This window comes from Streptomyces sp. NBC_01478 (assembly GCF_036227225.1).
Classification (GTDB): Bacteria; Actinomycetota; Actinomycetes; order Streptomycetales; family Streptomycetaceae; genus Streptomyces.
Genome location: NZ_CP109444.1, coordinates 527,047 through 552,708, shown reverse-complemented (window position 1 = coordinate 552,708; position 25,662 = coordinate 527,047). Strand labels below are relative to the sequence as shown.

28 protein-coding genes are annotated in these 25,662 nt (G+C 70.9%); 18 read left to right on the top strand and 10 right to left on the bottom strand.

The genetic code is table 11. The features are described from left to right. Window positions 1–2: 2 nt before the first annotated feature. Window positions 3–776, top strand: coding sequence for an HAD family hydrolase (locus tag OG223_RS02395; RefSeq protein WP_329241602.1), 774 nt, complete (start codon window positions 3–5; stop codon window positions 774–776). A gap of 28 nt (window positions 777–804) precedes the next feature. Here the strand turns inward: OG223_RS02395 and OG223_RS02390 are convergent, their stop codons facing one another. Together OG223_RS02390 and OG223_RS02385 are read right to left on the bottom strand one after the other, a co-directional pair. Next, the gene (locus tag OG223_RS02390) at window positions 805–1,386 is read right to left on the bottom strand and encodes an Rv1733c family protein (RefSeq protein ID WP_329241600.1); all 582 of its coding nucleotides are present in this window, start codon (window positions 1,384–1,386) and stop codon (window positions 805–807) included. Window positions 1,387–1,511: 125 nt separating this feature from the next. Then, window positions 1,512–1,904 carry an STAS domain-containing protein gene (locus OG223_RS02385; RefSeq protein WP_329241597.1) on the bottom strand — a complete coding sequence of 131 codons (393 nt, stop codon included), beginning with the start codon at window positions 1,902–1,904 and terminating at the stop codon, window positions 1,512–1,514. A 211-nt stretch (window positions 1,905–2,115) separates the two neighbouring features. On the opposite strand from OG223_RS02385, the gene OG223_RS02380 reads away from it, so the two are divergent. The 7 genes from OG223_RS02380 to OG223_RS02350 all read left to right on the top strand — a co-directional run bounded on the left by OG223_RS02380 (window position 2,116) and on the right by OG223_RS02350 (window position 7,259). Then, window positions 2,116–3,213, top strand: a complete 1,098-nt coding sequence (locus tag OG223_RS02380) for a zinc-dependent alcohol dehydrogenase family protein (protein ID WP_329241595.1) — start codon at window positions 2,116–2,118, stop codon at window positions 3,211–3,213. Further along, window positions 3,206–3,955 carry a helix-turn-helix domain-containing protein gene (locus OG223_RS02375; protein WP_329241592.1) on the top strand — a complete coding sequence of 250 codons (750 nt, stop codon included), beginning with the start codon at window positions 3,206–3,208 and terminating at the stop codon, window positions 3,953–3,955. The genes OG223_RS02380 and OG223_RS02375 overlap by 8 nt, the downstream gene beginning before the upstream one ends. Before the next feature lie 41 nt (window positions 3,956–3,996). Continuing rightward, window positions 3,997–4,437: a pyridoxamine 5'-phosphate oxidase family protein gene (locus OG223_RS02370; protein ID WP_329241590.1), complete on the top strand. Its 441-nt coding sequence runs from the start codon at window positions 3,997–3,999 to the stop codon at window positions 4,435–4,437. A gap of 177 nt (window positions 4,438–4,614) precedes the next feature. Further along, window positions 4,615–5,448 (top strand): universal stress protein, encoded by an 834-nt coding sequence (locus tag OG223_RS02365; protein ID WP_329241587.1) that lies wholly within the window; start codon window positions 4,615–4,617, stop codon window positions 5,446–5,448. Between the two features lie 136 nt (window positions 5,449–5,584). Next, the gene (locus OG223_RS02360) at window positions 5,585–6,205 is read left to right on the top strand and encodes a DoxX family membrane protein (protein ID WP_329241585.1); all 621 of its coding nucleotides are present in this window, start codon (window positions 5,585–5,587) and stop codon (window positions 6,203–6,205) included. Window positions 6,206–6,379: 174 nt separating this feature from the next. Further along, window positions 6,380–6,532 carry a universal stress protein gene (locus OG223_RS02355; protein WP_329241583.1) on the top strand — a complete coding sequence of 51 codons (153 nt, stop codon included), beginning with the start codon at window positions 6,380–6,382 and terminating at the stop codon, window positions 6,530–6,532. A gap of 94 nt (window positions 6,533–6,626) precedes the next feature. Next, on the top strand, window positions 6,627–7,259 hold the full coding sequence (locus OG223_RS02350) for a universal stress protein (protein WP_329241580.1): 633 nt from the start codon (window positions 6,627–6,629) through the stop codon (window positions 7,257–7,259). Window positions 7,260–7,346: 87 nt separating this feature from the next. Here OG223_RS02350 and OG223_RS02345 read toward each other — a convergent pair whose 3' ends face one another. The 3 genes from OG223_RS02345 to OG223_RS02335 form a co-directional block, all read right to left on the bottom strand. Next, window positions 7,347–7,844: a pyridoxamine 5'-phosphate oxidase family protein gene (locus tag OG223_RS02345; protein WP_443073681.1), complete on the bottom strand. Its 498-nt coding sequence runs from the start codon at window positions 7,842–7,844 to the stop codon at window positions 7,347–7,349. Window positions 7,845–7,951: 107 nt separating this feature from the next. After that, the gene (locus OG223_RS02340; RefSeq protein WP_329241577.1) at window positions 7,952–8,629 is read right to left on the bottom strand and encodes a CBS domain-containing protein; all 678 of its coding nucleotides are present in this window, start codon (window positions 8,627–8,629) and stop codon (window positions 7,952–7,954) included. A 107-nt stretch (window positions 8,630–8,736) separates the two neighbouring features. Continuing rightward, complete coding sequence (locus tag OG223_RS02335; protein WP_329241575.1) at window positions 8,737–9,138, bottom strand: hypothetical protein; 402 nt, start codon at window positions 9,136–9,138, stop codon at window positions 8,737–8,739. A gap of 336 nt (window positions 9,139–9,474) precedes the next feature. On the opposite strand from OG223_RS02335, the gene OG223_RS02330 reads away from it, so the two are divergent. From OG223_RS02330 to OG223_RS02295, 8 genes are all read left to right on the top strand, one after another. After that, window positions 9,475–11,202, top strand: a complete 1,728-nt coding sequence (locus tag OG223_RS02330; RefSeq protein WP_329241572.1) for a sensor histidine kinase — start codon at window positions 9,475–9,477, stop codon at window positions 11,200–11,202. 254 nt (window positions 11,203–11,456) lie between these two features. Further along, the gene (locus tag OG223_RS02325; protein ID WP_329241570.1) at window positions 11,457–12,764 is read left to right on the top strand and encodes a transcriptional regulator; all 1,308 of its coding nucleotides are present in this window, start codon (window positions 11,457–11,459) and stop codon (window positions 12,762–12,764) included. 58 nt (window positions 12,765–12,822) lie between these two features. Continuing rightward, window positions 12,823–14,343, top strand: a complete 1,521-nt coding sequence (locus OG223_RS02320) for an aldehyde dehydrogenase family protein (protein WP_329241567.1) — start codon at window positions 12,823–12,825, stop codon at window positions 14,341–14,343. Window positions 14,344–14,357: 14 nt separating this feature from the next. Then, window positions 14,358–14,726 (top strand): DUF779 domain-containing protein, encoded by a 369-nt coding sequence (locus OG223_RS02315; protein WP_329241565.1) that lies wholly within the window; start codon window positions 14,358–14,360, stop codon window positions 14,724–14,726. Between the two features lie 10 nt (window positions 14,727–14,736). Next, on the top strand, window positions 14,737–15,750 hold the full coding sequence (locus tag OG223_RS02310; protein ID WP_329241562.1) for a zinc-dependent alcohol dehydrogenase: 1,014 nt from the start codon (window positions 14,737–14,739) through the stop codon (window positions 15,748–15,750). A gap of 39 nt (window positions 15,751–15,789) precedes the next feature. Next, window positions 15,790–16,923, top strand: coding sequence for an NAD(P) transhydrogenase subunit alpha (locus OG223_RS02305; protein ID WP_329241559.1), 1,134 nt, complete (start codon window positions 15,790–15,792; stop codon window positions 16,921–16,923). Beyond that, window positions 16,920–17,258: an NAD(P) transhydrogenase subunit alpha gene (locus OG223_RS02300; protein WP_329241557.1), complete on the top strand. Its 339-nt coding sequence runs from the start codon at window positions 16,920–16,922 to the stop codon at window positions 17,256–17,258. The genes OG223_RS02305 and OG223_RS02300 overlap by 4 nt, the downstream gene beginning before the upstream one ends. A gap of 5 nt (window positions 17,259–17,263) precedes the next feature. Continuing rightward, the gene (locus tag OG223_RS02295) at window positions 17,264–18,682 is read left to right on the top strand and encodes an NAD(P)(+) transhydrogenase (Re/Si-specific) subunit beta (protein WP_329241554.1); all 1,419 of its coding nucleotides are present in this window, start codon (window positions 17,264–17,266) and stop codon (window positions 18,680–18,682) included. Between the two features lie 59 nt (window positions 18,683–18,741). Here OG223_RS02295 and OG223_RS02290 read toward each other — a convergent pair whose 3' ends face one another. From OG223_RS02290 to OG223_RS02270, 5 genes are all read right to left on the bottom strand, one after another. After that, window positions 18,742–20,367, bottom strand: a complete 1,626-nt coding sequence (locus OG223_RS02290; protein WP_329241551.1) for an NAD(P)-binding protein — start codon at window positions 20,365–20,367, stop codon at window positions 18,742–18,744. Next, window positions 20,364–21,371, bottom strand: a complete 1,008-nt coding sequence (locus OG223_RS02285; protein ID WP_329241548.1) for a thiamine pyrophosphate-dependent enzyme — start codon at window positions 21,369–21,371, stop codon at window positions 20,364–20,366. The genes OG223_RS02290 and OG223_RS02285 overlap by 4 nt, the downstream gene beginning before the upstream one ends. Further along, complete coding sequence (gene porA, locus OG223_RS02280; protein ID WP_329241545.1) at window positions 21,368–22,609, bottom strand: pyruvate ferredoxin oxidoreductase; 1,242 nt, start codon at window positions 22,607–22,609, stop codon at window positions 21,368–21,370. Before porA ends, OG223_RS02285 begins: the two co-directional genes overlap by 4 nt. Beyond that, on the bottom strand, window positions 22,593–23,177 hold the full coding sequence (locus OG223_RS02275; RefSeq protein WP_329241542.1) for a 2-oxoacid:acceptor oxidoreductase family protein: 585 nt from the start codon (window positions 23,175–23,177) through the stop codon (window positions 22,593–22,595). The genes porA and OG223_RS02275 overlap by 17 nt, the downstream gene beginning before the upstream one ends. 167 nt (window positions 23,178–23,344) lie before the next feature. Continuing rightward, a complete protein-coding gene (locus OG223_RS02270) occupies window positions 23,345–24,229 on the bottom strand; it encodes a universal stress protein (RefSeq protein WP_329241539.1) in 885 nt (294 codons plus the stop codon). A 182-nt stretch (window positions 24,230–24,411) separates the two neighbouring features. On the opposite strand from OG223_RS02270, the gene OG223_RS02265 reads away from it, so the two are divergent. Both OG223_RS02265 and OG223_RS02260 read left to right on the top strand, forming a co-directional pair. Next, on the top strand, window positions 24,412–25,083 hold the full coding sequence (locus OG223_RS02265) for a CBS domain-containing protein (protein WP_329265092.1): 672 nt from the start codon (window positions 24,412–24,414) through the stop codon (window positions 25,081–25,083). 116 nt (window positions 25,084–25,199) lie between these two features. Beyond that, on the top strand, window positions 25,200–25,622 hold the full coding sequence (locus tag OG223_RS02260) for an Hsp20/alpha crystallin family protein (RefSeq protein WP_329241538.1): 423 nt from the start codon (window positions 25,200–25,202) through the stop codon (window positions 25,620–25,622). Window positions 25,623–25,662: the final 40 nt, after the last annotated feature.

Sequence of the window (25,662 nt, the reverse complement as noted above, 5' to 3'; positions counted from 1 at the left end):
CGATGGGCCGTCGACGCACCACCCCCACGTCCCGCGACCTGCTCGCTCCCGTGCTGCGGGACGTGAGGGCCGTCGTCTTCGACACCGACGGTGTGATCACCGACTCGGCCCGGGTGCACGCCGCGGCCTGGAAGACGGCGTTCGACGCCTTCCTGCGCGAACACCCGCCCGAGGATCCCGCCCTGCGCGGGCCGTTCGACATACGGGACGACTACCTCCGTCACGTGGACGGCAGGTCCCGCCTCGACGGTGCCGCCGCTTTCCTCGCCTCGCGTGGCATCGAGCCGTCGCCACGGACGGTGCGTGCCGTCGCCGACGACAAGGAGCAGTTGTTCACTGAGCGACTGCGCAGGCACGGCGTCGACGCGTATCCCGGAACCGTGCGGCTGGTGCGGGCCCTGCGCCGGGCAGGGGTCCCTCGTGCCGCGGCCTCCGCGTCCCGTCACGCCGGCGAACTGCTCACCCGGGCGGGAGTACTGGACCTCTTCGACGTGCTCGTGGACGGAGGCGAGGCGGCCCGCCTGGGTCTGCCCGGCAAGCCGCGGCCCGACCTCTTCCTGGAGGCCGTCCGCCGCCTCGGCGTCCCCGCCGGTCGTGCCGCCGTCGTGGAGGATGCCGTGGCCGGTGTGGAGGCCGGCCGTCTCGGTGGGTTCGCCCTTGTCGTGGGTGTGGATCGTGCGGCACAACGCGACACGAGCGAGAGGCTGCTGAGGCACGGCGCCGACATCGTCGTGCGGGACCTCGGTGAACTCTGCGCGGGAGGAACGCCGAACTGAGCGCCGGACCTGGGGGCGCCTACCCCGATCAGATGGTCTTGCGCCCCCAACTCGGCCCTACAAGCTTCCACTCCGTGCCCCAGGAGTCGATACGGCGTCGCTCCAGCCGGTAGCGTGCGACAGCCCCGGTGCCGAACGCCAGACCGGCGAAGGCGAGCGTGGCCGTCAGTCCCAGGACGGCGGACTCGAGAGTCGCCTCCTTATAACTCGGCGGCTCGATGGTGAAGTTGCCCGCGGAGTCCACCCAGACCACGACCTTGGCTCCGGCCTTCTGCCCCGTGTCCACCAGCGCGCTGCCCGTACGGCGGGTGCCGTCGGCGGTCGTCCAGCGGATCTTCGCCTTGGCCAGGTCGCGCGCTCCGCCGGGTGTCGAACTCGCGGGCGGGGTGTCCGTGAGGAGCACCGCCTGCACGGAGTGCCGCTCGGTGCGCTGCGCGGCGAACACCTCGTCGGCGGCGTGGAACGTCACCAGGCCGGCGAGTGCACCGCCCACCGAGATGACCGTCCACACGACCAGGACGATCCAGGCCTCGACGATGTCGTCGTGTCGGCGCAGCGGATTGCTCCGCCAGCGCCACAGCCGCTTCTTCAGATGGCTGTTCCTGCCCATGAGTCCGCACCTCCTCGTCGTGGTCTTCGTTCCGACGGTGTCAGCGGGGAACACCGGGTGGTATGGGCCGAACAGGGGCTGCCAGGTGCCCCATCGGCACCTCGTCCCGGGTCCGGACGGGCCGTTCAGCCCGCTGTGGCGGAGGCGTCGCCGGACTCCGGCCTGGCGGCCAGGGCGTTCGACAGCCGTGTGTGGATCTCGAAGACGCCGCCGAGCTGGGCGTGGCGCAGGATCCGCAGGAAACCCGTCCTGCCGGTGACGAGCCGGAGCCGTCCGCCCCGGGCTGCCGTCCGGTTCTGTGCCCGGCACAGCACGCCCAGCCCGGCACAGTCGATGAACGACACAGTGCGCAGGTCCAGTACGAGATCCGGGCTGGGGCCGACGGTCAGCATGTCCAGGCGAGCCGACAGCGGCTGCGCCGTGAGGAGGTCGATCTCGCCGGACAGTGCCACGACGGTCGTCCCGGCGATCACACGTTCCGAGGAGCGCAGGGTGGCGGTGGTGTGGATCTCGGTCATGGTGCGAGCCAACCGGCCAGATGGTCCCGAACGGAAGGGCCGACCGGACTCGTCCACCTGTTCGACCTGGGTCGTTCGGCCCTGCACGCGGACGCCGGGTCGCAACGAGCCCGTTCGGCCGGGCGATGAGGGCCGACTGGCCCAAGCCAGGACCGATGGCCCCGTACACGCTGGACAGAGGGGGTAGTAGACCGAATGGGGAAGGAACGTCATGAAGGGCTTCGTCTTCCACGGGCCGGGACAGTCCTCCTGGGACAACGTCCCGGATCCCGGCATCAAGGACGCCACCGACGTGATCGTGCGCGTCGACGCCGTCACCATCTGCGGAACCGATCTGCACATCCTCAAGGGCGACGTGCCCGAGGTGCGCCCTGGCACCGTCCTCGGCCACGAGGCGGTCGGCGAGGTCGTGGAAGCGGGCTCCGACGTGCGGACCGTACGGCCCGGGGACCGGGTCCTGGTCTCCTGCATCACTGCCTGCGGGCGCTGCGCCTACTGCCGCAAGGCCATGTACGGCCAGTGTCGCGGAGGCGGAGGCTGGATCCTCGGCCACCTCGTCGACGGCACCCAGGCCGAGTACGTCCGCGTCCCGCACGCCGACCTCTCCGTCCACCCGCTGCCCAGCACGCTGGACGCCAAGGACGCCGTCCTGCTGGCCGACATCTTCCCCACCGGCTACGAGGTGGGTGTCCTCAACGGACAGGTCCGCCCCGGCGACACCGTCGCCGTCGTCGGAGCGGGACCGGTCGGACTGGCGGCGATCGCCACCGCCCGGCTGTTCTCGCCGGAACGCGTCGTCGCCGTCGACCTGGCCCCCGCCCGACTGGACGCGGCGAAGCGGTTCGGCGCCGACGCCGTCGTGGACGCCCGCGAAACCCCCGAGCAACTGATCGCCGACCTCACCGACGGGCTCGGCGCCGACGTCGTCATCGAAGCGGTCGGCGTGCCCGAGACCTTCGAACTGTGCACCCGCATGGTGCGCCCCGGCGGCCATGTGGCCAACGTCGGCGTGCACGGCAAGCCCGCGACCCTGCACCTCGAAGACCTGTGGATCAAGAACATCACCATTACCACCGGTCTGGTCGACACCCACTCCACCCCCACCCTGCTGCGCATGGCCGCGGCCGGCCGGCTGCCCACCGGCGCGCTGGTCACCCACACCTTCCCGCTGGAGCTCATGGAGGAGGCGTACGACGTCTTCGCCAAAGCGGCCGACACCGGCGCCCTCAAAGTGGTGCTCGGCGGGACCCGGCACGAGGAAGTCGCCGTCCGCGCGGCAGGACGAAAGGACGTGACCAGCCATGCCTGACCCGTTCCCGCTGAACGTGACAGAGGGCTCACCCACAGGTGACCTCGGACGCCGGATCGCCGTACGGCGCACGGCACTTGACCTCTCCCGGGAGGAGACGGCCGCACAGACGGGCGTGGCGGCGAGCTACCTCCAGTACCTGGAGGAATTTCCCGGTGCAGCCCCTGGCCGGAGCGTTCTCCTCAGGCTCGCGGAGGTCCTGCACACCACCGTGACCGACCTCGCCGGAGGCGACAGCGACCAGACGCCCGGCCCGGGGCGAGCCGGCTCCGACCCGACGTTCACCGAACTGACCGTCCAGGAGTGCCGCGAGCTGCTGTCGACGCATGGGGTGGGCAGGGTCGCGGTACCCACCGCTTCGGGCCCCGTCATCGTCCCCGTCAACTACAGCGTGGTCGACGGGGCGATCGTGTATCGGACCGCTCCCGGTGCGATGCCGTCCCGGGCGGCTGGCTGCCAGGTGACCTTCGAAATCGACCGTATCGACGACGCGTTCAGCGAAGGCTGGAGTGTGCTGGCGATCGGCCGGGCACGGACCGTGACCGACGCGGACGACATACGGCGTCTGACGGAACACGCGTTCAGCACGCCGTGGGCCGGCGGCTCACGCGAGGAGTGGGTCCGTATCGACGCGCTGAGCCTCACCGGACGTCGGATCACCACGCGCCAGGGGACGTTCTCCGAAGCGAGCGGGACTGATGGCCCCTCACACGCCGACCCTTCGGGGCGAAACATGGAGTGACACCCACAGACCCGCGCACAGGGCGAGAGACGGACTGGCTGATGTATTCCAACGACGGATTCCGCGAACTGGAACGACACGAGTGCCTGCGCCGACTGGGGCAGGCACGCGTCGGCCGTATCGTCCACACCCGCCAGGCACTGCCCGCCGTACTGCCCGTGAACTTCTCCCTGGACCACGACGGAGCGGTGCTGCTGCGCACCTCCGCGGCCTCGGAACTGGTGCGCGCGATCGACGGCTCGGTGGTCGCCTTCGAGGCCGACGAGGTCGACGCTCTCGCACACTCCGGCTGGAGCGTCGTCGTCACCGGGTCGGCCACCGTGGTGACCGACCCGACCGAACACGAACGCCTGACCCGAACCGGCCCGCGCTCCTGGGTGCCCTCGCCCCAGGAGGTCTTCGTCCGCATCGAGCCCGAATGGGTGACCGGCCGTGAACTCGTCGGCGGGCGCTCGATGTACGGGGTGGATCTCAACCGCTGAACACCTGGACCGTACGGCCCCACAAGAAGGGGCCGTACGGCGTGTCAGCAGGTTCCCGTGGCCCCTGACCCCACCCGTCCGCACAGGACGAGCATCGCCACCGGAGCCGTTGCGCGTCTTGGCGGCCCCTTCCCGCCGAACACCGTGAGCACGCAACAGTCAGAAGGGAAACGGGACATGACTCTCCATCATGTGGTCGTCGGAATGGACGGTTCACTGGTCTCCGTCCGGGCGCTGGACTGGGCCGCGGACGAAGCCGCGCGTCGTGGCGCCGAACTGCGTGTCGTGTACGCCGTGCCCGACAGCGACGAGTCCGGGCCGGTCCTGGCGTCGGCGGTCACGCGCCTGGCCGCACGTCACCCGGAACTGTCGGTGGTGACCAGGGGCGCGGTCGGCGGTCCGGTACGCACGCTCCTGCGCGAGAGCGAGGGTGCGGACCTCACCGTCGTGGGGACCCGGGGCATGGGCGGCCTCGCCGGCCTGCTGTTCGGCTCGGTGAGCCTGCGGCTGGCCGCGCAGGTGCACAGCCCGTTGCTCGTCGTCCGCGGTGACCACCCGTGCGACGACGGACGGCCCGTGCTGCTCGGCCTGGAGGGCGACAGCGACCAGGACACGGCGCTCTACGCCTTCCAGGAGGCCGAGCGACGCGCTGTCCCGCTGCACGTCCTGCACTCCTGGACCCACCGGCACATCACCCCCGAACTGCCCTCACTGGTCCCGGCGACGAGCCCGGGCCAGGAGCAACTCGCCCAGCAGGAAAGGGCGGAGGACGCCGTACCGCGCTTCAGCCTGGCCCGGCTGAGCGAGCGGCACCCCGGCATCCAGGTCGAGAGCCGGACCGTCCGCACCGGGCCGGCGCACGCCCTGCTGGAGGCCACGCGCGACTGTGCCGTCGTGGTCGTCGGCGCGCACCACCGCACCCACCGGTTCGGCCCGCGGGTGGGTTCGGTGGCGCACACCCTGCTGCACCGCTCCCACTGCCCTGTCGTAGTGGTGCCCACCGCCAAGTGACCCGGCAGACAGGGCCGTTCGGGCCCTCGACCGGGGACCTGCAGCCCCTCTGCCGCCACCGCCCTCCGCGAGACATTGAGGGCGCAACGAGAGTCGTCGAATCCAACGCGTCGTTCCCTCGAAAGGGATGAGCATCATGGCAGTCCACAACCAACCCCAACACCACACCCGATTCCACTTCCCGACCCTGCACCGGACCGGGACGGCACAGGCGGCCACCGACACGACGACTGCGGCTACTTCGGCGCGTGCCTACGCGTTCGCGTCTCTGCGTCTGCTGACCGGGTTCGTCTTCTTGTGGGCGTTCCTGGACAAGACGTTCGGGTTCGGTTACGCGACTCCGTCGGGCAAGGGCTGGATCGATGGCGGCTCGCCCACGAAGGGTTTCCTGAGCTCTGTGGCGGCCGGTCCGATGGAGTCCACGTTCCACGATTGGGCCGGTGCCGGCTGGGCGAACTGGCTGTTCATGCTCGGTCTGCTCGGTATCGGTGTCGCGCTGGTCTCCGGTGTCGCGCTGCGGCTGGCCGCGGTGGCGGGCACGGCGATGATGGCGCTGATGTGGATCGCCGAGTGGCCGCCGGCCAAGCACCTCTCCGACGGCACGCTGAGCATGTCGCCGAACCCGTTCGTCGACTACCACCTGATCTACGCCGTCGTCATCGTCGCCCTCGCGGCGGCGGGCGCCGGCGCGACCTGGGGCCTCGGCAAGGTCTGGGCGAAGCTCCCGATCGTCCGCGACCACAACTGGCTGAGGTAACGGCCGGACGCCTGTCGCGACCGGGGCACCACCGCCAACTGGCGATGGTGCCCCGGTCGTTCGTGTGCCTCTCCTCGGCACGGGGGCCGAACGGCCGCACACAGGGACCTGTCGTCCCTTCTGCCCCAGACCCCGCAGAACCGGAGTGGAGACAGACCCGAAGGAGGCTCGCTCATGTCCGGTACCGTCACCGTCGGCCTGGACGGTTCACCCGAAAGCCTCGCCGCGGCCGACCGGGCCGCCCGCGAGGCACTGCTCCGCACCGCCGGGCTGCGTCTCGTGCGCGCCGGGGAGCAACAGCCCCGTCCCTGTGTGCCGTTCGCGTGAGAGGACGTCCCGCCGCCCGGTGCGGACCGGTCCGCGCAGATGCTGTGCCAGGTCGAAGCGGCTCTGACCCACCGTCACCCCGGCCTGCGGATCAGTGCCGACCGACTCGACCGGCGCCCGGCCACGGCCCTGCCGGCCGTCGCACGGGAGGCGGAGTTGCTGGTGCTGGGATCCGCGAGGGCTGGGCCCGGCCGCCGGACATCTGCTCGGCTCCGTCGCACTGGCCGTACTGGGCCGGGCCGAGCGTCCCATCGTCCTCGTGCCCGCCGGAGCCGGAGCCGCGGACGAGCGGGTGCCGGACAGTTCCGGGACCGCCTCCGGGACGACCCCGTACCGCGACATCGTGGTCGGTCTCGACCGCGGCGAACTCCATGACGCCGTACGGGAGTTCGCCTTCGAGGCGGCCGAGCCTCGCGCCGCCGCCCTGCGGATCGTGCACGTCGGGAAGGAGCCGTCCGGTCGGGCCGGTGCCGCCGACGAGCCGGTCCCGGAGCCGCTGACCGACGTACTGAGGGCGTGGCGGGACAGGTTCCCCGGCGTCGAGGTGATCGAGGAGGCCGTGATCGGCCAGGCCGGTTCGCACTCGGCGGACGCATCACGCGACGCCTCGGTGGTCGTCATCGGCCACAAGCGCCAGGTCGGTCCGCTCGGCGCGCTCATCGGCTCGGTGACCCATGCGGTGCTGCGCGACGCCGTGGCACCTGTAGCGGTGGTTCCCCACGACTGACGCCTGCCTCGTCGGGGCGGCAAGCGGCAGACGCACATGACCCGTGCCCGTCCGTGCGAGAGGCGGACGGGCACGGGAAGGCCAGTGTCAGGCGTCGGCCGGCTGGTCGACGGGGACGAGCAGGAGCCCGGTGACCAGGTCCGGGTGGATGCGGACCGCGTAGTCCATCGGCTGCCGCACCCAGGGGCGCAACAGCGCCTGATAGCGGGCGAGTTCCCGGGTGTCGGTGACCAGGTGGGCGTATCCCGTGACCACCACGCTCCAGCCGAGGTGTGTGTCGGGGTCGATGGCGTCGGCCTCGTAGGCCACTACTACGCCCGGGCCGTCGGCCTGGAGCGTGCGCGAGGTCAGGGCCGCGCCCTCGTGGGTGCGGATGACGATGTTCCCGTCGTCCACGATGTGGTTCACCGGGCGGATGGTCGGCAGCGCCTGCCGGGTGAAGGCGATCCTCCCCATCGGCACACTGCCCAGCAGCCGCAGTGCCTCCGCGCCGTCGATCTCGACGGTCCGGCGCGGCGGCTCTGCGGCGACCGGCTGCTCTCGGTCCGAGGCCCCGGGAGGCCTCGCGACAGGTTCTTCGTTCACTGCTCGGTGTCTCCGGCCTGCGGCCCAACGGAGCACCCGGGTGGCGGCCGATGGGTGGGGCGTCTGAGGTTGATCAGGCCATTCGAGCGGCTGCGGAGCTGGTCGGGCTAGGGCCGTTCGGCCCTGGAGCGTGTCTGATCGGCCCTTTGCCCCGGAGCCTGCCGCACGGACGGCGGCCCGTCGTCGACGCGGTATGCGAGGCCGTTGACCATTCCGGAGACCCCCTCCAGCCGCCACACCGCCCGGATCGCCTTCGGGACGTCGCTACGCCGCTCCACAGGTCCGGTCAGGGTGACCAGACCGTCGCGGACGAGCACGGTGACGGTCTCGGGGGCCAGGCCGAGAGCACCGACCAGGACGTCGTCGATCACCTCACGGCGGATGTCCCCGTCCGTGCGGAGGAAGACCCGAAGCAGGTCGCGGCGCGTGGCGATGCCGATCAGGCGGTCCTCCTCGTCCACCACAGGCAGCCGCTCGATGCCACGGCGTTCCATCACCCGCGCGGCGTCCGGAACGGGCAGCTCCGGGTGCACGGTGACCGCGGGCGTCGACATCAAGTGCTCCGCCGTGGCGATGCGACCCTCCTCGGCGCGGGCACGGCGTGCCTGCTCGCGCACCAGATCGGTCCCTGAGATCACCCCCACCACCTTGTCGTCGTGGTCGACGACGGGCACCCCACTGATCCGGTGCCGTTCCAGCAGATGGACCACTTCCCTGAACGGGGTCACGGGATGCGCCCGGACGACGTCACCGGTCATCACTTCACCGACGGTGTGGGTCTTCACGGCACTTTCCTCCTCGCCTGCGCCGGAGGGAAACGGCCGTCCAACTGCCGTGCAGGGAACGGCCGTTCCCCTCGTGCCGGGCGACGGACCGTCGCCCGGAGCATGCCTCACGGATCCTGCCGACCGTCCGCCGGGCCGCCGCGCCACGGGGGCGGGGTGGCCGACCTGCGGGCCGTGTCCTCGCGGTGCACGACCCGGTCCAGGCGGGTGCGCAGCCGGTCCTGCAACCGGTCCGCGAGCTCGTGCGCGCTCGCTTCCCGCGCATGGACGACGAGAAGATCGCTCCCCACGCGGATCTCGGCCCCGGCCGACCACGGCGGCTCGGCGTGATGCGCCGCGGCCCTGACGATCCGCACCTCGCCGCCGACGGGAGCGAGCCCCGGTCGGTCGAGGACCGCGCTCAGCTTGGCCCGCAGGTAGGTGAGCGCTTCCTCGTCCACGTCCCCCTCGGCCCGTACCTGTACGGCGGCGGGCGACGGGGTTTGGCTGCCGGTGTCCTTGAGCGTCATCTGCTCCACTCCTTTGATCGTTCGTCAGCAGCTCCAGAGTGGCCCTGGTGCCGAGGGTGCATACAGGGCCGTCTGGCCCTGTGCTCGGGCCCGTGGGTCCCTATTCCGTGTCGTCGAACCTCGAGGTGGAGCCCGGCGTCGAGCGTCGTGTTCATGTGTTCATCGCCACTCGGGCCGGTGACTGTCCGGAAAGGAGGGGCACTGATCGAGTTCTCGGTCCGGGGATGCTTCTCACGTAGGCGTGATCCCATATCCTCACCAGCTCTGGGCGGCTAACGTGGCACACGACCGGAGCGGTAGGCCTGCGGTGTATTTACGGGATCTGGAGGATCACCGGTGGGAAGCCCTGAGGAGTCCCGAGAGGCCCGGGTCCGGCTGCCGCAGCTGAAGATGGACGAGCTGCTGGAGGAGCTGCAGGCCCGTCTGGACACGGCTCGGGGTACGCGTGACCGCGTGCACAGCCTGCTGGAGGCGGTCCTCTCGGTCGGCCGGGAGCTGAACCTTGAACAGGCGCTGCACAGCATCGTGGAGGCGGCGGCGGTCCTGGTCGACGCCGAGTACGCCGCGCTCGGTGTGATCACTCCGGACGGCAAGGCGCTGTCGGCCTTCCACACGATCGGCGTCAGCGAGGCGCAGATCGCAGAGATCGGCCCCTATCCGCAGGGCCACGGCATCCTGGGCGAGCTGATCCGCCACCCCGAGCCGCTGCGGCTGACGAAGATCTCCCAGCACTCGGCCTCGTACGGCTTCCCGGCTCACCACCCGCCGATGAATACCTTCCTCGGTGTTCCGATCCGGGTGCGCGACCAGATCTTCGGCAACCTGTACCTGACCGAGAAGCGCGGCGGTGTGCAGTTCGACGAGGACGACGAGTCGGTGCTGTCCACACTGGCCGTCGCGGCCGGTGTCGCGATCGACAACGCACGCCTCTACGAGGAGTCCAGGCTGCGTGAGCGCTGGCTTCAGGCGAACGCCGAGGTCACCCACGGGCTGATGTCCGGTGGTGCGCGTACCGATGTCCTCGCCCTGATCGCCGAGCGGGCCGGCGAGATCACGGGATCGGCCCTCGCGGCGGTGGCGCTGCCGATGGAGGACACCGAGTCCCTCGCGGTGGAGATCGCTGTCGGGATGGACGCGGAGGCACACCAGGGGCTCGTCCTGTCCATGGACCGCAGTCTCATGGGGCTGGCTTTCGCCCGAGCCACCCCTGTCACCAGTGCGGACGTGGGCAAGGACGGTCGTATCTCGCTGGATCCACCGCGCTTCGGGGGACTCGGTCCTGCCGTGGCCGTGCCCATCGGTACGGCAGAGGCGGGTGTACGTGGCGTCGTCCTGTTGGCGCGGGAGGCAGGGCGACAGCCCTTCTCGGCGACGGAGACCGAGACACTGCAGGACTTCGCCGCCCAGGCGTCCGTCGCGATGGAACTGGCCGACCACCGTCGGGACGCGGCGGAGATGGCCGTACTCCAGGACCGCGACCGCATCGCCCGCGATCTGCACGACCTCGCCATCCAACGGCTGTTCGCCACCGGCATGACCCTGCAGAGTGCCGGCCGCTTCATCGAGCACGAGGAGGCCGCCGAACGCGTGGTGCGGGCGGTAGACGACCTCGACGAGACCATCAAGATCATCAGGTCTACGATCTTCGGCCTGCGGGCGCGTGATGGCGGCGCCGGGACGGGGCTGCGGGCCCGTGTCGTGCGCGCGGCCGGCGAAGCCTCTCCCGTGCTCGGCTTCGCGCCCAGCGTCCGGATGGAGGGCCTGGTCGACACCGACGTGCCGCGGGAGATCGCCGACCATGTGATCGCCGTGCTGTCCGAGGCGCTGACCAACATCGCCCGGCACGCCCGGGCCGACCGCGCCGATGTGGCCCTGGTGACCGACGGCCGCGAGGTGCGCCTGTCGGTCACCGACAACGGTGTGGGCATTCCGGCCGAGGGCCGACGCAGTGGGCTCCTGAACATGGAGGAGCGTGCTCGACAGCTCGGGGGAGAGCTGGAGTGGACCACCCCGCAGGACGGCGGCACCGTGCTCGTGTGGAAGGTTCCGGTGACCGGGAAGTAGATTCCGCTCCGCCATCGTGGATCGCTCCTCCCCAGCCCTGGCCGACCCGCGAACGGGCCGGGAACACCGGGCGTCGTGCACCTGCGGTTTCCACATGCCCGGCGCACCGGCGACCGCCGAGTGCTCTCTCCACTGGTCAGCCCTCGTACGGGCCCGAGGGACCCAGCCGCCGGGGCCGTTCGGCCTCTGCAACCCGGCTCGATATAGGGCTGAGGTGGATGTGACGGATCCGGAGAAGGCACCTGGGAGGTGCGATGCAAGCTCCCGTCACCACCTCGGTTCACACTCTGCGTACGGCACACGAGCAGTTCGTGACCGTGCCCGGAGCGTTGCCGCGGGTACGAGACCTGGTCGCCGACTCGTGGCGGCGCTGCGCGGTGCGTGGCGTACACCCCGACGGCAGCCGCTTGCCGCCGCTGCGCGCGACCGCCGCGGAACTGACCGACTACCGGTGCGCCCATCCACTGGCCGCAGTCCTCCCGCTGTTCCGGGAACTGCTGGGGGACGGTGCAGCCGACGACGGGCACGTCTTCGCGGTCGCCGACACCGACGGCACCCTGCTGTGGGTCGAGGGCGACCGCGCGACGATGGAACGTGGCGAGGGGATGCACTTCGCCGAGGGGGCGGTGTGGTCCGAGGCGCGGGCGGGGACCAACGCCCCAGGCACCGCACTGGAGTTGGGTCGCCCCGTCCAGATCGTGACCGGCGAGCACTACAGCTCCGCGGTGCACGCCTGGTCGTGCGCCGCCGCCCCCGTGCGCGACCCGTTCACCGGACGCGTCCTCGGCGTCGTCGACCTCTCCGGCGGCGGCACCATCGCCACACCGCCCGCCCTGGCCGCCGTACGAGGAGCGGCCCTCGCCGCCGAGGCGCATCTCGCCCGGACGCTGACCGTGCCCACGACGGCGCCGGTGTCCGGCGGACGGGGTGACGGTGTACGGCTGAGCGTGTTGGGCCGGGACAGTGCGCTCCTGGAGCACGGTGGCCGTGTCCTGCGGTTGAGTCCCCGGCACAGCGAGATCGTGCTGGCGCTCGCCCTGGCCGGCCATGGAGTGACGGGCGACCGGCTCGCGGTGGAACTGTCGGACCGCGAGGTTCCCTCCTCGACGCTGCGGGCCGAGATGACCCGACTGCGTGCCGTGCTCGGTCCCACCCTGCTCGGTTCCCGGCCGTACGCGCTGCTGTGCCCGGTGCGGACCGACCTCGGCGAGGTCTCCGACCTCCTCGCCGAGGGGCGGGTGGCACAGGCCCTCGCCCGATACCCCGGTCCACTGCTGCCGCGCTCCGACGCGCCGGTCGTGGTGGAGCAACGGCGGTGCCTGGAGCAGCAGTTGCGCGGTGCCGTGCTCGCTGACGGCGACCCCGGGCTGTTGCGCCGATGGGTCGCCGCGGACTGGGGAACCGACGACATCCCCGCATGGTCGGCACTCGCCCACGCCCTCCCGGGCGGATCGCCGCAGCGCGCCGCGGCGGCGGCCCGCGCCCACGCGCTGGACGCCGAGAACGCCGTTCCGCCGCAGGTCGTACGGCATGCAGCGGTGTTGCAGCGTTCGCGCTCCTAGCGTGTTGAGCGTCACCACGATCGTCGTGATGAGAACCCCGAGGGAAATGGGGACGGTCATGAAGTACCAGCCTCCGGGCCGGGCGGGCAGCCCCGTGGATGTCGCGCCCCGCTACGAGAACTTCATCGGCGGCAAGTGGCAGGCACCCACGACGGGCGAGTACTCGCCCAACCTGTGCCCCGCCACCGCCGAGCCGATCTGCGAGGTCCCGAAGTCCGGACCCGAGGACATCGAACTCGCCCTGGACGCCGCCCACTCCGCACAGCCCAAGTGGGGCGAGGCGTCCACCACTCAGCGTGCCGCCGCCCTCAACGCGGTCGCCGACGCCATCGACGCCCACCGCGAGGAACTGGCGATCGCCGAGAGCTGGGAGAACGGCAAGCCGGTCCGTGAGACCCTCGCGGCCGACATCCCCCTCGCGGCCGACCACTTCCGCTACTTCGCGGCCGCGATCCGCGCCGAGGAGAGCTCGATCACCGAGATCGACAAGGACCTGATCTCCTACCACTTCCACGAGCCGCTGGGCGTGGTCGGCCAGATCATCCCGTTCAACTTCCCGCTGCTGATGGCCGCGTGGAAGCTGGCCCCGGCGCTCGCCGCCGGCAACGCCACGGTGCTCAAGCCCGCCTCCCCGACCCCGTGGTCCATCCTCAAGCTGATGGAGGTCATCGGCGACCACCTGCCGTCCGGCGTCCTCAACGTCGTCAACGGCCCCGGCGCCCAGATCGGCAAGGCGCTGGCCACCAACAAGCGCATCGCCAAGGTCGCCTTCACCGGCGAGACCACCACCGGCCGCCTGATCATGCAGTACGCGGCCCAGAACATCATCCCGGTCACCCTGGAGCTGGGCGGCAAGTCGCCGAACATCTTCTTCAACGACGTGGCCGCCCACGACGACGACTTCCTCGACAAGGCCGTCGAAGGACTCGTCCTGTACGCGTTCAACAAGGGCGAGGTCTGCACCGCACCCTCGCGCGCACTCATCCAGGAGGACATCTACGAGGAGTTCATGGGCCGTTGCCTGGAGCGCATCCGCGCCATCAAGCAGGGCGACCCGCTCGACACCGCGACCATGATCGGTCCGCAGGTCTCCAAGCAGCAGATCGAGAAGATCGCGTCGTACGTCGAGATCGGTCTCAAGGAGGGCGCGGAACTGCTCGTCGGCGGCCACCGGCCCACCATGGAGGGGGAGTTCGCGAACGGCTACTTCTACGAGCCGACCGTCCTCAAGGGCCACAACAAGATGCGGGTCTTCCAGGAGGAGATCTTCGGACCCGTCCTCGCCGTCACCACCTTCAAGGACGAGGCCGAGGCCCTGGAGATCGCCAACGACACGCTCTACGGCCTCGGGGCCGGCGTGTGGAGCCGCGACACCGGCCGCACCTACCGGATGGGCCGTGCCATCAAGGCAGGCCGCGTCTGGACGAACTGCTACCACCAGTACCCCGCGGGTGCCGCGTTCGGTGGCTACAAGGTCTCCGGCATCGGCCGCGAGACGCACAAGATGATGCTCGAGCACTACAGCCAGACCAAGAACCTCCTGGTCAGCTACAGCGACAAGCCGCTCGGGCTGTTCTAGAGGAGCGCAGCGACATGCCCGCAACAGTCGAGTACGGCACCGTCGGGCGCGTCACCGCAACGCGTGCGGCGCGCAAGGCCATCGCGGCCCTGCGCGCCGCCCACGGCAGCCCCGTGATGTTCGTCCAGTCGGGCGGCTGCTGCGACGGCAGCGACCCGATGTGCTTCCCGGGCGGCGAATTCGTCCTGGGAGACGGGGACATGCTCGTCGGCGTGGTGGATGGCTGCACCTTCCATGTGAACGCGGACCAGTACGAGGCGCACGGCCGCCCCTTCTACGTCCTGGACGTGGAACCGGGTACGCCGGGCGGCTTCTCCCTCGCAGCCGGAGACGGGCTGCATTTCGTGACCCGGGTCAAGGCGCCCCGGTGCGCAACCACTTGAGGAGTTGATCATGAAGGCAGCAGTCGTCACCGACTTCGGGAAGCCACTGGAGATCCAGGACCTTCCCGTCCCCGAGCCCGGCCCCGGCCAGGTGCTCGTGAAGATGGAGGCCTCCGGCCTCTGCCACACCGACATCCACGCGGCCCACGGCGACTGGCCGGTCAAGCCGCAGCCGCCGTTCGTCCCCGGCCACGAGGGCGTCGGCCCCGTACAGGCCGTCGGCGCGGGCGTCTCCGCCGACCTGGTCGGCAAGCGGGTCGCGATCCCGTGGCTCGGCTCGTCCTGCGGCACCTGCCGCTACTGCGTCTCCGGCTGGGAGACCCTCTGCGAGAGCCAGGTCAACTCCGGCTACTCCGTGGACGGTTGCTACGCCGAGTACGCCGTCGCCAGTGCCGGTGCCATCGTCCGGGTCCCCGACGGCGTGTCCTCCTTCGACGCGGCGCCGCTGACCTGCGCGGGCGTCACCACGTACAAGGCGATCAAGGTCGCCCGGGTGACCCCGGCCGAACGCGTCGCGGTCTTCGGTGTCGGCGGCCTCGGCCACCTGGCCGTGCAGTACGCGCGCCTCGTCGGCGGGTTCGTCACCGCCGTCGACCTCGAACCCGACAAGCTCGGACTCGCCCACCAGCTCGGCGCCGACCTGACCGTCAACGCCCGTACGCACGACCCGGTCGAGGAGATCAAGAAGGCCGGCGGCGCGGACGTGGCCGTCGTGCTCGCCGCAGCGCCCAAGGCGTTCGAGCAGGCGTACCGGTCGCTCAACCGCGGCGGACGACTCGTCATGGTCGCCCTGCCCGCCGACGACGCCGCGATCAACGTGCCGATCTTCGAAACGGTGCTCGGCGGGATCTCCGTCATCGGCTCCATCGTCGGCACCCGTCAGGACCTGTCCGAGGTGTTCGCGCTGCACGCGGCCGGCCGCACCCGGGTCATCGCCGAAACGCGCCGTCTGGACCAGGTCAACGACTCCTTCGACGAGGTCCTCGGCGGACGGGCCGAAGCACGGCTCGTCTTCGAATTCTGACCCCGGCAACCCCGGGGTCACAGGGAGAGGCAGCAGATCATGGGAACCGTCATCGTAGGAGCCGTCCGGGAGCGGGCGCCCGGTGAACGCCGGGTCGCGCTCGTCCCCGAGGCCGTAACCCTCCTGCGCCGGGCCGGAATCGACGTCCTCGTCGAGGCCGGCGCCGGGTCCGGCGCCTGGTTCACCGACGCCGACTACACCGAGGCCGGCGCGACCGTCGTATCGCCGGAGGAGCTGTACGCACGCGCGGACGCCGTGCTGTGCGTCGGACCGCCGGACCCGGAGAGCGCCGAGGCGCTGCGCACCGGGCAGACCCTGATCGGCCTGCTCGAACCGCTCCGCCATCCCGCCCTCGTCGACGAACTGACCGGGCGCGGGGTCCGCACGGTCAGCCTCGACCTGCTGCCCCGCACCCTCAGCCGCGCCCAGTCGATGGACGCGCTGACCTCCCAGGCCAACGTCGCCGGCTACAAGGCGGCGGTCCTCGCCGCCGACTCCTACGACCGGTTCTTCCCGATGCTGACCACCGCGGCGGGCACCATGCGCCCGGCGCAGTTCCTCGTCCTCGGCGCCGGAGTGGCCGGGCTGCAGGCGATCGCGACCGCCCGCCGCCTCGGCGCCGTCGTCTCGGCGTACGACGTACGCCCCGCGTCCCGCGGGGAGGTGGAGTCGCTGGGCGCCCGGTTCCTCGACATACAGACCTCCCAGGCACCGGAACCGGGCGCCGAACAGACCGGCTATGCAAGGGAGTTGACCGAGGAAGAGCAGCAGGCCCAGCGGGCCGCGCTGAACGAGCACATCGCCCGCTCCGACATCGTCATCACCACCGCCCAAGTGCCCGGCCGCAAACCGCCGTTGCTCGTGACCGCAGAGGTCGTCGGGCGCATGAAGTCCGGCTCGGTCGTCGTCGACCTGGCGGCGAGCGAGTTCGGCGGCAACGTCGAGGGCACCGAGGCAGACAAGACAACCGTCCTCGACAACGGCGTCACCCTGATCGGCGCCGGCCGGCTGCCGTCCGCCATGGCGACCGCCGCGTCCACCGCCTACGCCCGCAACCTCGTCGCCCTCCTGCGCCACCTGGCGCCCGACGGCGAACTCGTCCTCGACCCGACCGACGAGATCACGGCCGCCCTCACGGGCGGAGCGTCACAGACAGGAGGTGCATCCTCATGAACAACCTCGACCTCCTCACCGCGATCACCGTCTTCGTGCTGAGCGTCCTGGTCGGCATCGAGGTCATCAGCAAGGTCCCGGCGACCCTGCACACCCCGCTGATGTCCGGCTCCAACTCGGTGCACGGCATCGTCGTCATCGGCGCGATGCTCATCGCGGCCGAGTCGCACACGTGGCTCGGCTATGTCCTGGCCTTCGTGGCCATGGTGTTCGGGGCCATGAACGTGGTCGGCGGCTACGTCGTCACCGACCGGATGCTGGAGATGTTCAAGGCCCGGCCGGCCCCCGGAACACCGGACAAGGTCACCGCCGGTACACGGGACAAGGAGGTGTGACCGCCATGGACACCGTCTCCAACGCCGTCCACTACGTTTTCCTGGCCGCGGCCGCCTGCTTCGTGATCGGCCTGCACCTCATGAACCACCCGCGCACGGCCCGCCGCGGCAACACGCTCTCCGCCGGGGCCATGGCCGTCGCGATCGGCGGCACGGTGTGGCTCGTCGTCCACGAGAGCCGGATCACCAGTACCGGTTGGCTCGTCCTGGTCAGCGGCGGTCTCGTCGGCGCCGCACTCGGGCTGTGGGCCGCGCGCGAGGTCAAGATGACCGCGATGCCCCAACTGGTCAGCGTCTTCAACGCTGTTGGTGGCGGTGCGGCTGCCCTCATCGCGGTCAATGATCTCCTCCAGGCCGACCATCCGGCCGCGCTGGGCGCACGCGTCTCGCTGCCGGGTGCGCTGAGCATCGTCATCGGCGCGGTCACCTTCTCCGGCTCGCTGGTCGCGGCGGGCAAGCTCCAGGGCCTCGTGTCCGGCTCGCCGGTGGTGTTCCCGGGGGCACGCCTGCTCAACGTGCTGCTCCCGGCGTCCTTCGCCGTCGGCACCGTCTGGCTGGTGCTGGCCCCGGACTCCACAACTGCCCTGTACGGACTGGTCGTTGTCGCCCTGCTGTTCGGCGTGACCATGGTGCTGCCCATCGGCGGGGCCGACATGCCGGTGGTCATCGCCCTGCTGAACGCCTTCACGGGGTCGGCGGTCGCGATGGCGGGCTTCGTCCTCGACGAGACGGCACTGATCATCGCGGGCATGCTCGTCAGCTCCTCGGGTGGCATCCTCACCAAGCTGATGGCCGACGCCATGAACCGGTCCATCATGAACATTGTGATCGGCGGCTTCGGCACCGGCGACAGCGCCCCGACGGCGGTCGGTGCGGACGGAGCACCCGCTCAGGTGCGCGCGATCTCCGTCGACGACGTGGCGATCCAGCTCGCCTACGCGCGCAAGGTCATCTTCGTTCCCGGGTACGGTCTCGCCGCGGCCCAGGCGCAACACGAACTCGGCGACCTGGCCAAGCTGTTGACCGAGCACGGCGTCGACGTCAGCTACGCCGTCCACCCGGTGGCCGGCCGTATGCCAGGGCACATGAACGTGCTCCTGGCGGAGGCCAACGTGCCGTACACGCAACTCAAGGAGATGGACGAGGTCAACCCCGAATTCCCGCAGGCCGACGTGGCGTTGGTGATCGGCGCCAACGACGTCACCAACCCGATCGCCCGCCGCCCCGGAAACGCGATCTCCGGTATGCCGATCCTCGACGTCGACAAGGCGAAGAGCGTGGTCGTCATCAAGCGCTCGATGGGGCACGGCTACGCGGGCGTGGACAACGAGCTGTACACCGACCCGAAGACCGGCATGTTCTTCACCGACGCGAAGAAGGGACTGGCCGAACTGAAGGCGGCGGTAGGCGAGTTCGTCGGCTGACGTACGACGAGAGGGGCCCCCGCGCTCGCCGGCGCGGGGGCCCCTCTCATGCTCGCCGTTCACTCCTCCGGCACCATCTCGATCGCCCCGCTCGGGCACTCGGCCATGCACAGCCCGCAGCCCTTGCAGTAGTCGAGGTCGATCGCGAATCCCTTGCCGGGACCGAGCTTGGTGATCGCGTTGTCCGGGCAGACGCCGTAGCAGTTGTCGCACTCGAAGCAGTTTCCGCACGACATGCACCGCCGGGCCTCGAACAGTGCCGTGGACTCGTCGAGCCCGTGCACCACCTCGTCGAACGTCGAGACCCGCCGGGCGAGTTCGAGCCGCGGCCTGACGGAGGCGGGTGCGTCCGCGTAGTACCAGGTGTTGAGGTTCTCGAAGTCGGCCGGGGCGTGCTTGGCGCCCGGCTCGTACGAACTCCCGCGCAGATATGCGTCGATGTGCCGTGCCGCCTTCTTGCCGTGGCCGACGGCCACCGTGACCGTGCGGTCGGCGGGCACCATGTCGCCCCCGGCGAAGATGCCCCGATGGCCCGTCATCAGTCCGCCGGCGACCTGGACCATGCCGTGGTCGACCGAGAGATCGGGCACCGCTTGCAGCAGGGACAGGTCGGAGTCCTGGCCGAGGGCGAGGACCACCGTGTCTGCCTGCAGCTCCTCGAACTCGCCCGTGGGCTGCGGGAATCCGGTCTCGTCGAGGGCCATCCGCTCGATGGTGAGGTGTCCCTCGTCGGCGTGCTTGATGGTGGAGAGCCACTTCATCCGCACGCCCTCCTCCAGGGCCTCCTCGACCTCGACGTCGTGCGCCGGCATCCGGTCCCGGGTGCGCCGGTAGACCACCACGGCGTCCGTCGCGCCCAGTCGGCGGGCGGTGCGTGCGGCGTCCATGGCGGTGTTGCCGCCGCCGTACACCGCGACCCGCCGGCCCAGCAGGGGCGGGCCCTCGCCCTCCATGCTGCCGAGGAGCGCCACCGCGTCGAGGATCTTCGCGCTGTCACCGGCGGGGATGTAGGTGCGCCTGCCGATGCCCGCGCCCACGGCCAGGAACACCGCGTCGAAGCCCTCGTCGTGCTGTGCGGCGAGCACGTCGTAGACCCGGGTGTCCAGTTCCAGCGTGACACCCAGCGCGACGATCCGGCCGATCTCCGCGTCGAGCACCTCGCGCGGCAGCCGGTAGCGCGGGATGCCGTAGCGCATCATCCCGCCGGGCTGCTCCTGCGCCTCACGGATGGTCACCTCGTGGCCGAGGAGCCGCAGATGGTACGCGGCCGACAGTCCGGCGGGGCCCGAGCCGACGACCAGGACGCGCTTGCCGGACGCCACCGACGGGGGGTCGACCGTCCAGCCGTGCTTGATAGCCTCGTCGCCGAGGAAGCGTTCGATCGAGTTGATACCGACGGCGTTGTCGACCTGGACGCGGTTGCAGGCCGTCTCACAGGGGTGGTAGCAGACCCGGCCCATGACGGCGGGCAGCGGGTTGTCGCGCATCAACTGCCGCCAGGCGGACTCGTAGTCGCCGCTCTCCGCGTGGAACAGCCACTGCTGGATGTTCTCGCCGGCCGGGCACGCCTGGTTGCACGGCGGCAGCCGGTCGACGTACTGGGGACGTTCGGTCCGCCAGGTACCGGTGTGGTTGGCCAGGCTGGATCCCACGTCCAGGGTGATCGCGAACGGTTTGTCCTTCACGGCACTGCCTCCTCGGCGAGCAGCCCGAAGCGGGCGATGTTGCGGTCGGCGGTCCGCTGGAGGTGGGCGATGACGTCCGCACGCACCTCGGGCTTGAACAGGTGTGCGTACCGCTTCTGCGGGCGCAGGTACTCCTCGACGGGGACCCGCCGCCGGATCGGCGTGACGTCGGTGACCTCGCCGTCCACGGCCTCGAACACCGGGAACAGGCCCGTCTGTTCGGCCAGCCGCGCGATGCGCACCGTGTCGTGGGACGCCGTGCCCCAGCCCAGCGGGCAGGGCACCAGCACATGCAGATAGCGGGCGCCGCGTATGCCCATCGCCCGGTGCACCTTGGCCTCCAGGTCGCGCAGCCCGGCCACGGTCGCGGTGGCCACGTACGGGATCTCGTGCGCCATCGCGATCAACGGCAGGTTCTTGCCCTGCCCGAAGGGGGCGCCCGGCTCCTCGCCGACCGCCTGGGTGGTGGCCGTGCGCGCGGCCGGGGGAGTGGCCCCCGAGCGCTGCACGCCGGTGTTCATGTAGGCCTCGTTGTCGTAACAGACGTACAGGATGTCGTCGTTGCGCTCGAACATGCCCGACAGGCAGCCGAGCCCGATGTCGACCGTGCCGCCGTCGCCGCCCTGCCCAACCACCCGGATGTCGGTACGGCCCTTGGCGCGCAGCGCGGCGGCCACGCCCGCGGCGACCGCGGGTGCGTTGCCGAACAGCGAGTGCAGCCAGGGCAGTTGCCACGACGTCTCGGGGTAGGGCGTGGAGAAGACCTCCAGGCAGCCCGTCGCGTTGACCGCGATGACCTTGCCGCCGGCCGCCCGTTGGGCCGCGTCCAGGATGTAGCGGGCGCCGAGCGCCTCGCCGCAGCCCTGGCAGGCGCGGTGGCCGCAGGTCAGCGCGTTGGCGCGGGCCGGATCGGCCTGGTCGGACTGCAACTCGGGCCCCAGCAGCCGGTTTCCGGCGGCGAAGCTGCCCACTTGGTAGAACCTGACCTGTGGTGCGGCGCTCATCGGTTGCTCCCCACATCGCGCAGGATGTTCTCCGCGGACGGGCCCGACCGCCTGGTCTGTGCCATCCGCGCCAACTCCCGCTCCACCAGCTCGGTGTTGAGGTCCAGGAACGTCAGCTGCTCCAGGCGGCCGGCGACCGCGTCGTCGAACAGCCGGTGCAGCGACTCCTTGGTGATCGGGCGTCCGCCCAGCCCCGCGATCACGGTGTGACCGTCGAGGTGGATCCCGGACAGCGCGGTCCGTACGTTCGCCGACACGATCCCGCCGACGCCGACCGCCAACGCCCGCTCCAGCACGACCACTTGGCGGGCCCCGCCGAGCACGGTCCGTACCGCGTCCAGCGGGAACGGACGGAACGACGTGATCGCCAGCGCCCCGATCCGTACCCCGCGGTCCCGCATCTCGTCCACGACGTCGCACACGGTGCCGAATACCGAGCCCAGCGCCACGACGATCGTGTCGGCGAACTCGCAGCGGTAGGGATGGAGCAGCCCGCCGGAGTCACGGCCGAAGACCTGCCGGAACTCCCCGGCGATCCGCGGTATCGCGTCCAGGGCCTGCATCTGCTTGGCGTGCGCCAGATAGCGCACCTCGGTGAAGGCCTCCGGACCGACCATCGCGCCGATCGACACGGGCTCGTTCGGGTCCAGGACCTGACGCGGCTCGTACGGCGGCAGGAACGCGTCGACCTGTGCCTGCTCCGGCACCTCGATGCGCTCCCAGGCGTGCGTGAGGACGAAGCCGTCCATGCACACCATCACCGGCAGCGACAGCTCCTCGGCCAGCTTGAACGCCTGCGGGTGCAGGTCGGCGGCCTCCTGGTTGTCGCGCGCGTACAGCTGGATCCAGCCGGAGTCGCGCTGAGACATGCTGTCGCTGTGGTCGTTCCAGATGTTGATCGGCGCGCCGATCGCCCGGTTGGCGACCGTCATCACGATGGGCAGGCCGAGCCCGGAGGCGTTGTAGAGCGCCTCCACCATGTACAGCAGGCCCTGGCTGGCGGTCGCCGTGTAGGCACGGGCTCCGGCCGCCGAGGCCCCGATGCACATCGACATCGCGGCGAACTCCGACTCGACGTTGACGTACTCGCAGGGCTTCAGCGCACCGGACTTCACCAGGCGGCTGAGCTCCTCGACGATGTGCGTCTGCGGCGAGATCGGGTAGGCCGCGATCACCTCGGGCCGGCAGTACGCGACGGTCTCGGCGACCGCGCGAGAGCCCTCAGTCTGCTTGAGCATGGGCTTGCTCCTCCCACTGGACGGTGCTGACGTGGTCGTAGGCCTCCCGGGCGGCGGCCGCGTTCGCGGCTCCCAGCTCGCCGGGGAAGCGTTCCTGGACTGCGGCGACGAGCGAGTCGATCGACACGCACCCGGTGAGTGCGGCCAGCCCGCCCAGCAGGACGGCGTTCGGCACCGGCCGCCCGAAGTGGCGCAGGGCGAGCGCCGTGGCGGGGACGGTCAGGGCACGGCCGGGCGTGATGACGTCCGAGATGCCCAAGTCCCCCACGGGAAGCGGTGAGTTGATCAGCACACTGCCTCCGGGGCACAACCCCTCGAAGACGTTCACCTGGTGCAGCAGCGTCGCGTCCTGGATCACCAGCGCGTCCGGACGCATGACGGGCTCGCGCACCCGGATGGGCCGGTCGTCGATGCGGCAGAACGCCATCACCGGCGCTCCCGTCCGCTCCGAACCGAAGCTCGGAAAGGCCTGCGCGTGGCGGCCCTCCAGAAACGCGGCCACCGACAACAACTCCGCGGCCGTGACGGCTCCCTGACCGCCGCGGCCGTGGATGCGTACCTGGAACATGTCGTACTCCCTCCGGACGGTCTCCTCTTCAGTCGTATCCCAGTGCCGGGCCGACTCCTCAGGGGCCGAACGTCCCTGCTCAGGGGGCCGAGGGGGGCACGGGAACGCGGGTGAGGGCAGCGCAAGGTCCCGGTCCGGCCGGAGGCGGCCGGACCGGGACGGCCGGGTCATTCGTGCGGGACGATCGCGACCGGGCAGCGGACGTGGTGCATCACCGCGTGGTCGACCCGTCCGGTGTGCGCGCCGACCCTGGCCGGGCGGTTGCGGCGGCCGACGACCAGCAGGCCGGCGTCCGCCGTCGCGCCCTGGATCAGGTGCGCCGCATGGTCGTTCGCCACGAGCTCGTGGACCTCCACCATCGGGTACTTCTCGCGCCATGGCCCGAGGACCCTGGCCAGTTCCCGCTCGGCGTCTTCCTGCGCGCTCGTGTTCTTCGCGCCGGGCCCGGGCGAGATCGACTGCTGCCAGGCGTGCACCACACGCAGGGGCGCGAACCGCAGTACAGCGCTCTCGAAGGCGAAGGCGAGAACGTCCTCGCACGGACGCGCCGTGTCGACGCCCACCACGACCTCGCGGTACGGCGCGCGGGCCGACGGTTTGCCGTCGGAGCCGGGCATCCGCTCGCTCGCGGGGGTCTCGTCGGCCCTGACCAGCACGACCGGCCGCGTCACGCGGGCGACCGTGGCCAGTGCCACGGAACCGGCCAGGAACCCTCCGAATCCGCTGAACGCGCGGCTGCCCAGCACCAGCAACTCGCCCTCCGCGCACGCCGCCACGAGGGTGTCGGACGCGGGCCGGGCGATCTGCTCGGCGCTGAGATAGACCTGCGGATAACGCTCGTTGACCCGGTCCATGGCCTCGCGGAGGATCCGCCGCGACCAGAACCGGGGCGCCTCCAGCTCGGGCAGCGTCGACGGTTCGGGCGACGCCGCCTCCCACGCGTGCACCAGGCGCAGCGGCACACCGCGGCGCAGTGCCTCCCTCGCCGCCCAGTCGGCGGCGGCGAGGCTCTCGCGTGAACCGTCCAGTCCTACGACAACAGGACGCAGCACGGTCAACACCTCCTTGGATCGGTGGCCGCGGGCCGGTCCGCGGACCCTGTACCACCAGCGTCGTCCCGATGGCACAGCCGCAGGAGAGCCCATCGGGGCCCAGGTGGGGACCGTTCGGCCCATGCGTCCGGTGCCGCCGTCACCGAGGCTGAAGGTGTCCCGTGACAACGCCGGAGGGCACCATGCACAGCACCCCGCACATCGTCAGCGATGTCATGACCCGCACTGTCGTAGCCCTCGGCCGTGGTGCGGGGTTCAAGGACATCGTCAAGACCATGCAGCAGTGGAAGGTCAGCGCGCTTCCCGTCCTGGACGACGAGCGGCGGGTGATCGGCGTGGTCTCCGAGGCCGACCTGCTGCCCAAGGAGGCGTTCCACGACGGCGACCCGGACCGGTACTCCGAACTGCGCCGCCTGTCCGACCTGGTGAAGGCCGGGGCCGTCACCGCGGCCGAGCTGATGACCGCGCCGGCCCTCACCGTCCACGCCGACGCGACCCTGGCCCGGGCCGCGCGCACCATGGCGCAGACCCGGACCAAGCGGCTCCCCGTGGTCGACGACCAGGGCCTGCTGAAGGGCATCGTCAGCCGCTCCGACCTGCTGAAGGTGTTCCTGCGGGACGACGAGGACATCGCGGACGAGATCCGCCGCGAGGTCGTCGCCCGTCTGTTCCCGGAGTCGGTCGCACCGATCCGCGTGGAGGTGCGCGACGGCGTCGCCACCCTCACCGGCCGCATCCCCGACACCACCCTCGTGCCCGTCGCCACCCGCCTGGTGCGGGCCGTGGAGGGCGTGGTGGAGGTGGACTGCGCGCTCCTGGGGCCGCCCCGCCGTCCGGACCCCGAACCCCTCTGAGACCCGGAAGAAGATCGGCCGCCAGGGCCGACCGGGTCGTCGACGGGCCCGGTCGGCCCACGCGGGCGACGCCCGCGCGCGGGACGCTGGAAGTGGAGAAGAAAGGGAGGGACAACATGAGCGGCATGATCGAGCGGCTGCCTGGCTGGCCGGCGCTTCCCGACCTGTTCGGCTGGGTCGAGACCGGGTTCCCGGGCACGCACGCTGTCGCGGGGCTGCACCACATCCGGATCGAGGAGCACCTGGCGGACGGAACGTACGTGGTGCGGGCGGAACTTCCGGGCATCGACCCCGCCAAGGACGTCGAGATCACCGTCACGGAAGGCGTTCTGACCCTGCGGGCCGAGCGCAGTGAGGAGACCACGGAGAAGCACCGTACGGAATTCCGCTACGGCACGTTCGCCCGCGCCCTCCGGCTGCCGGCCGGCGCGCAGGGCGACGAGGCCACCGCCGCGTACAAGGACGGTGTCCTGACGATCACGGTCCCGGTGCCCGAGACGAAGGCAGGCACCCGGACCATCCCGGTGCAGCACGGCTGAGCGCGCACACACGCCGTGTCGCACCACGTGTGCGCGGCCG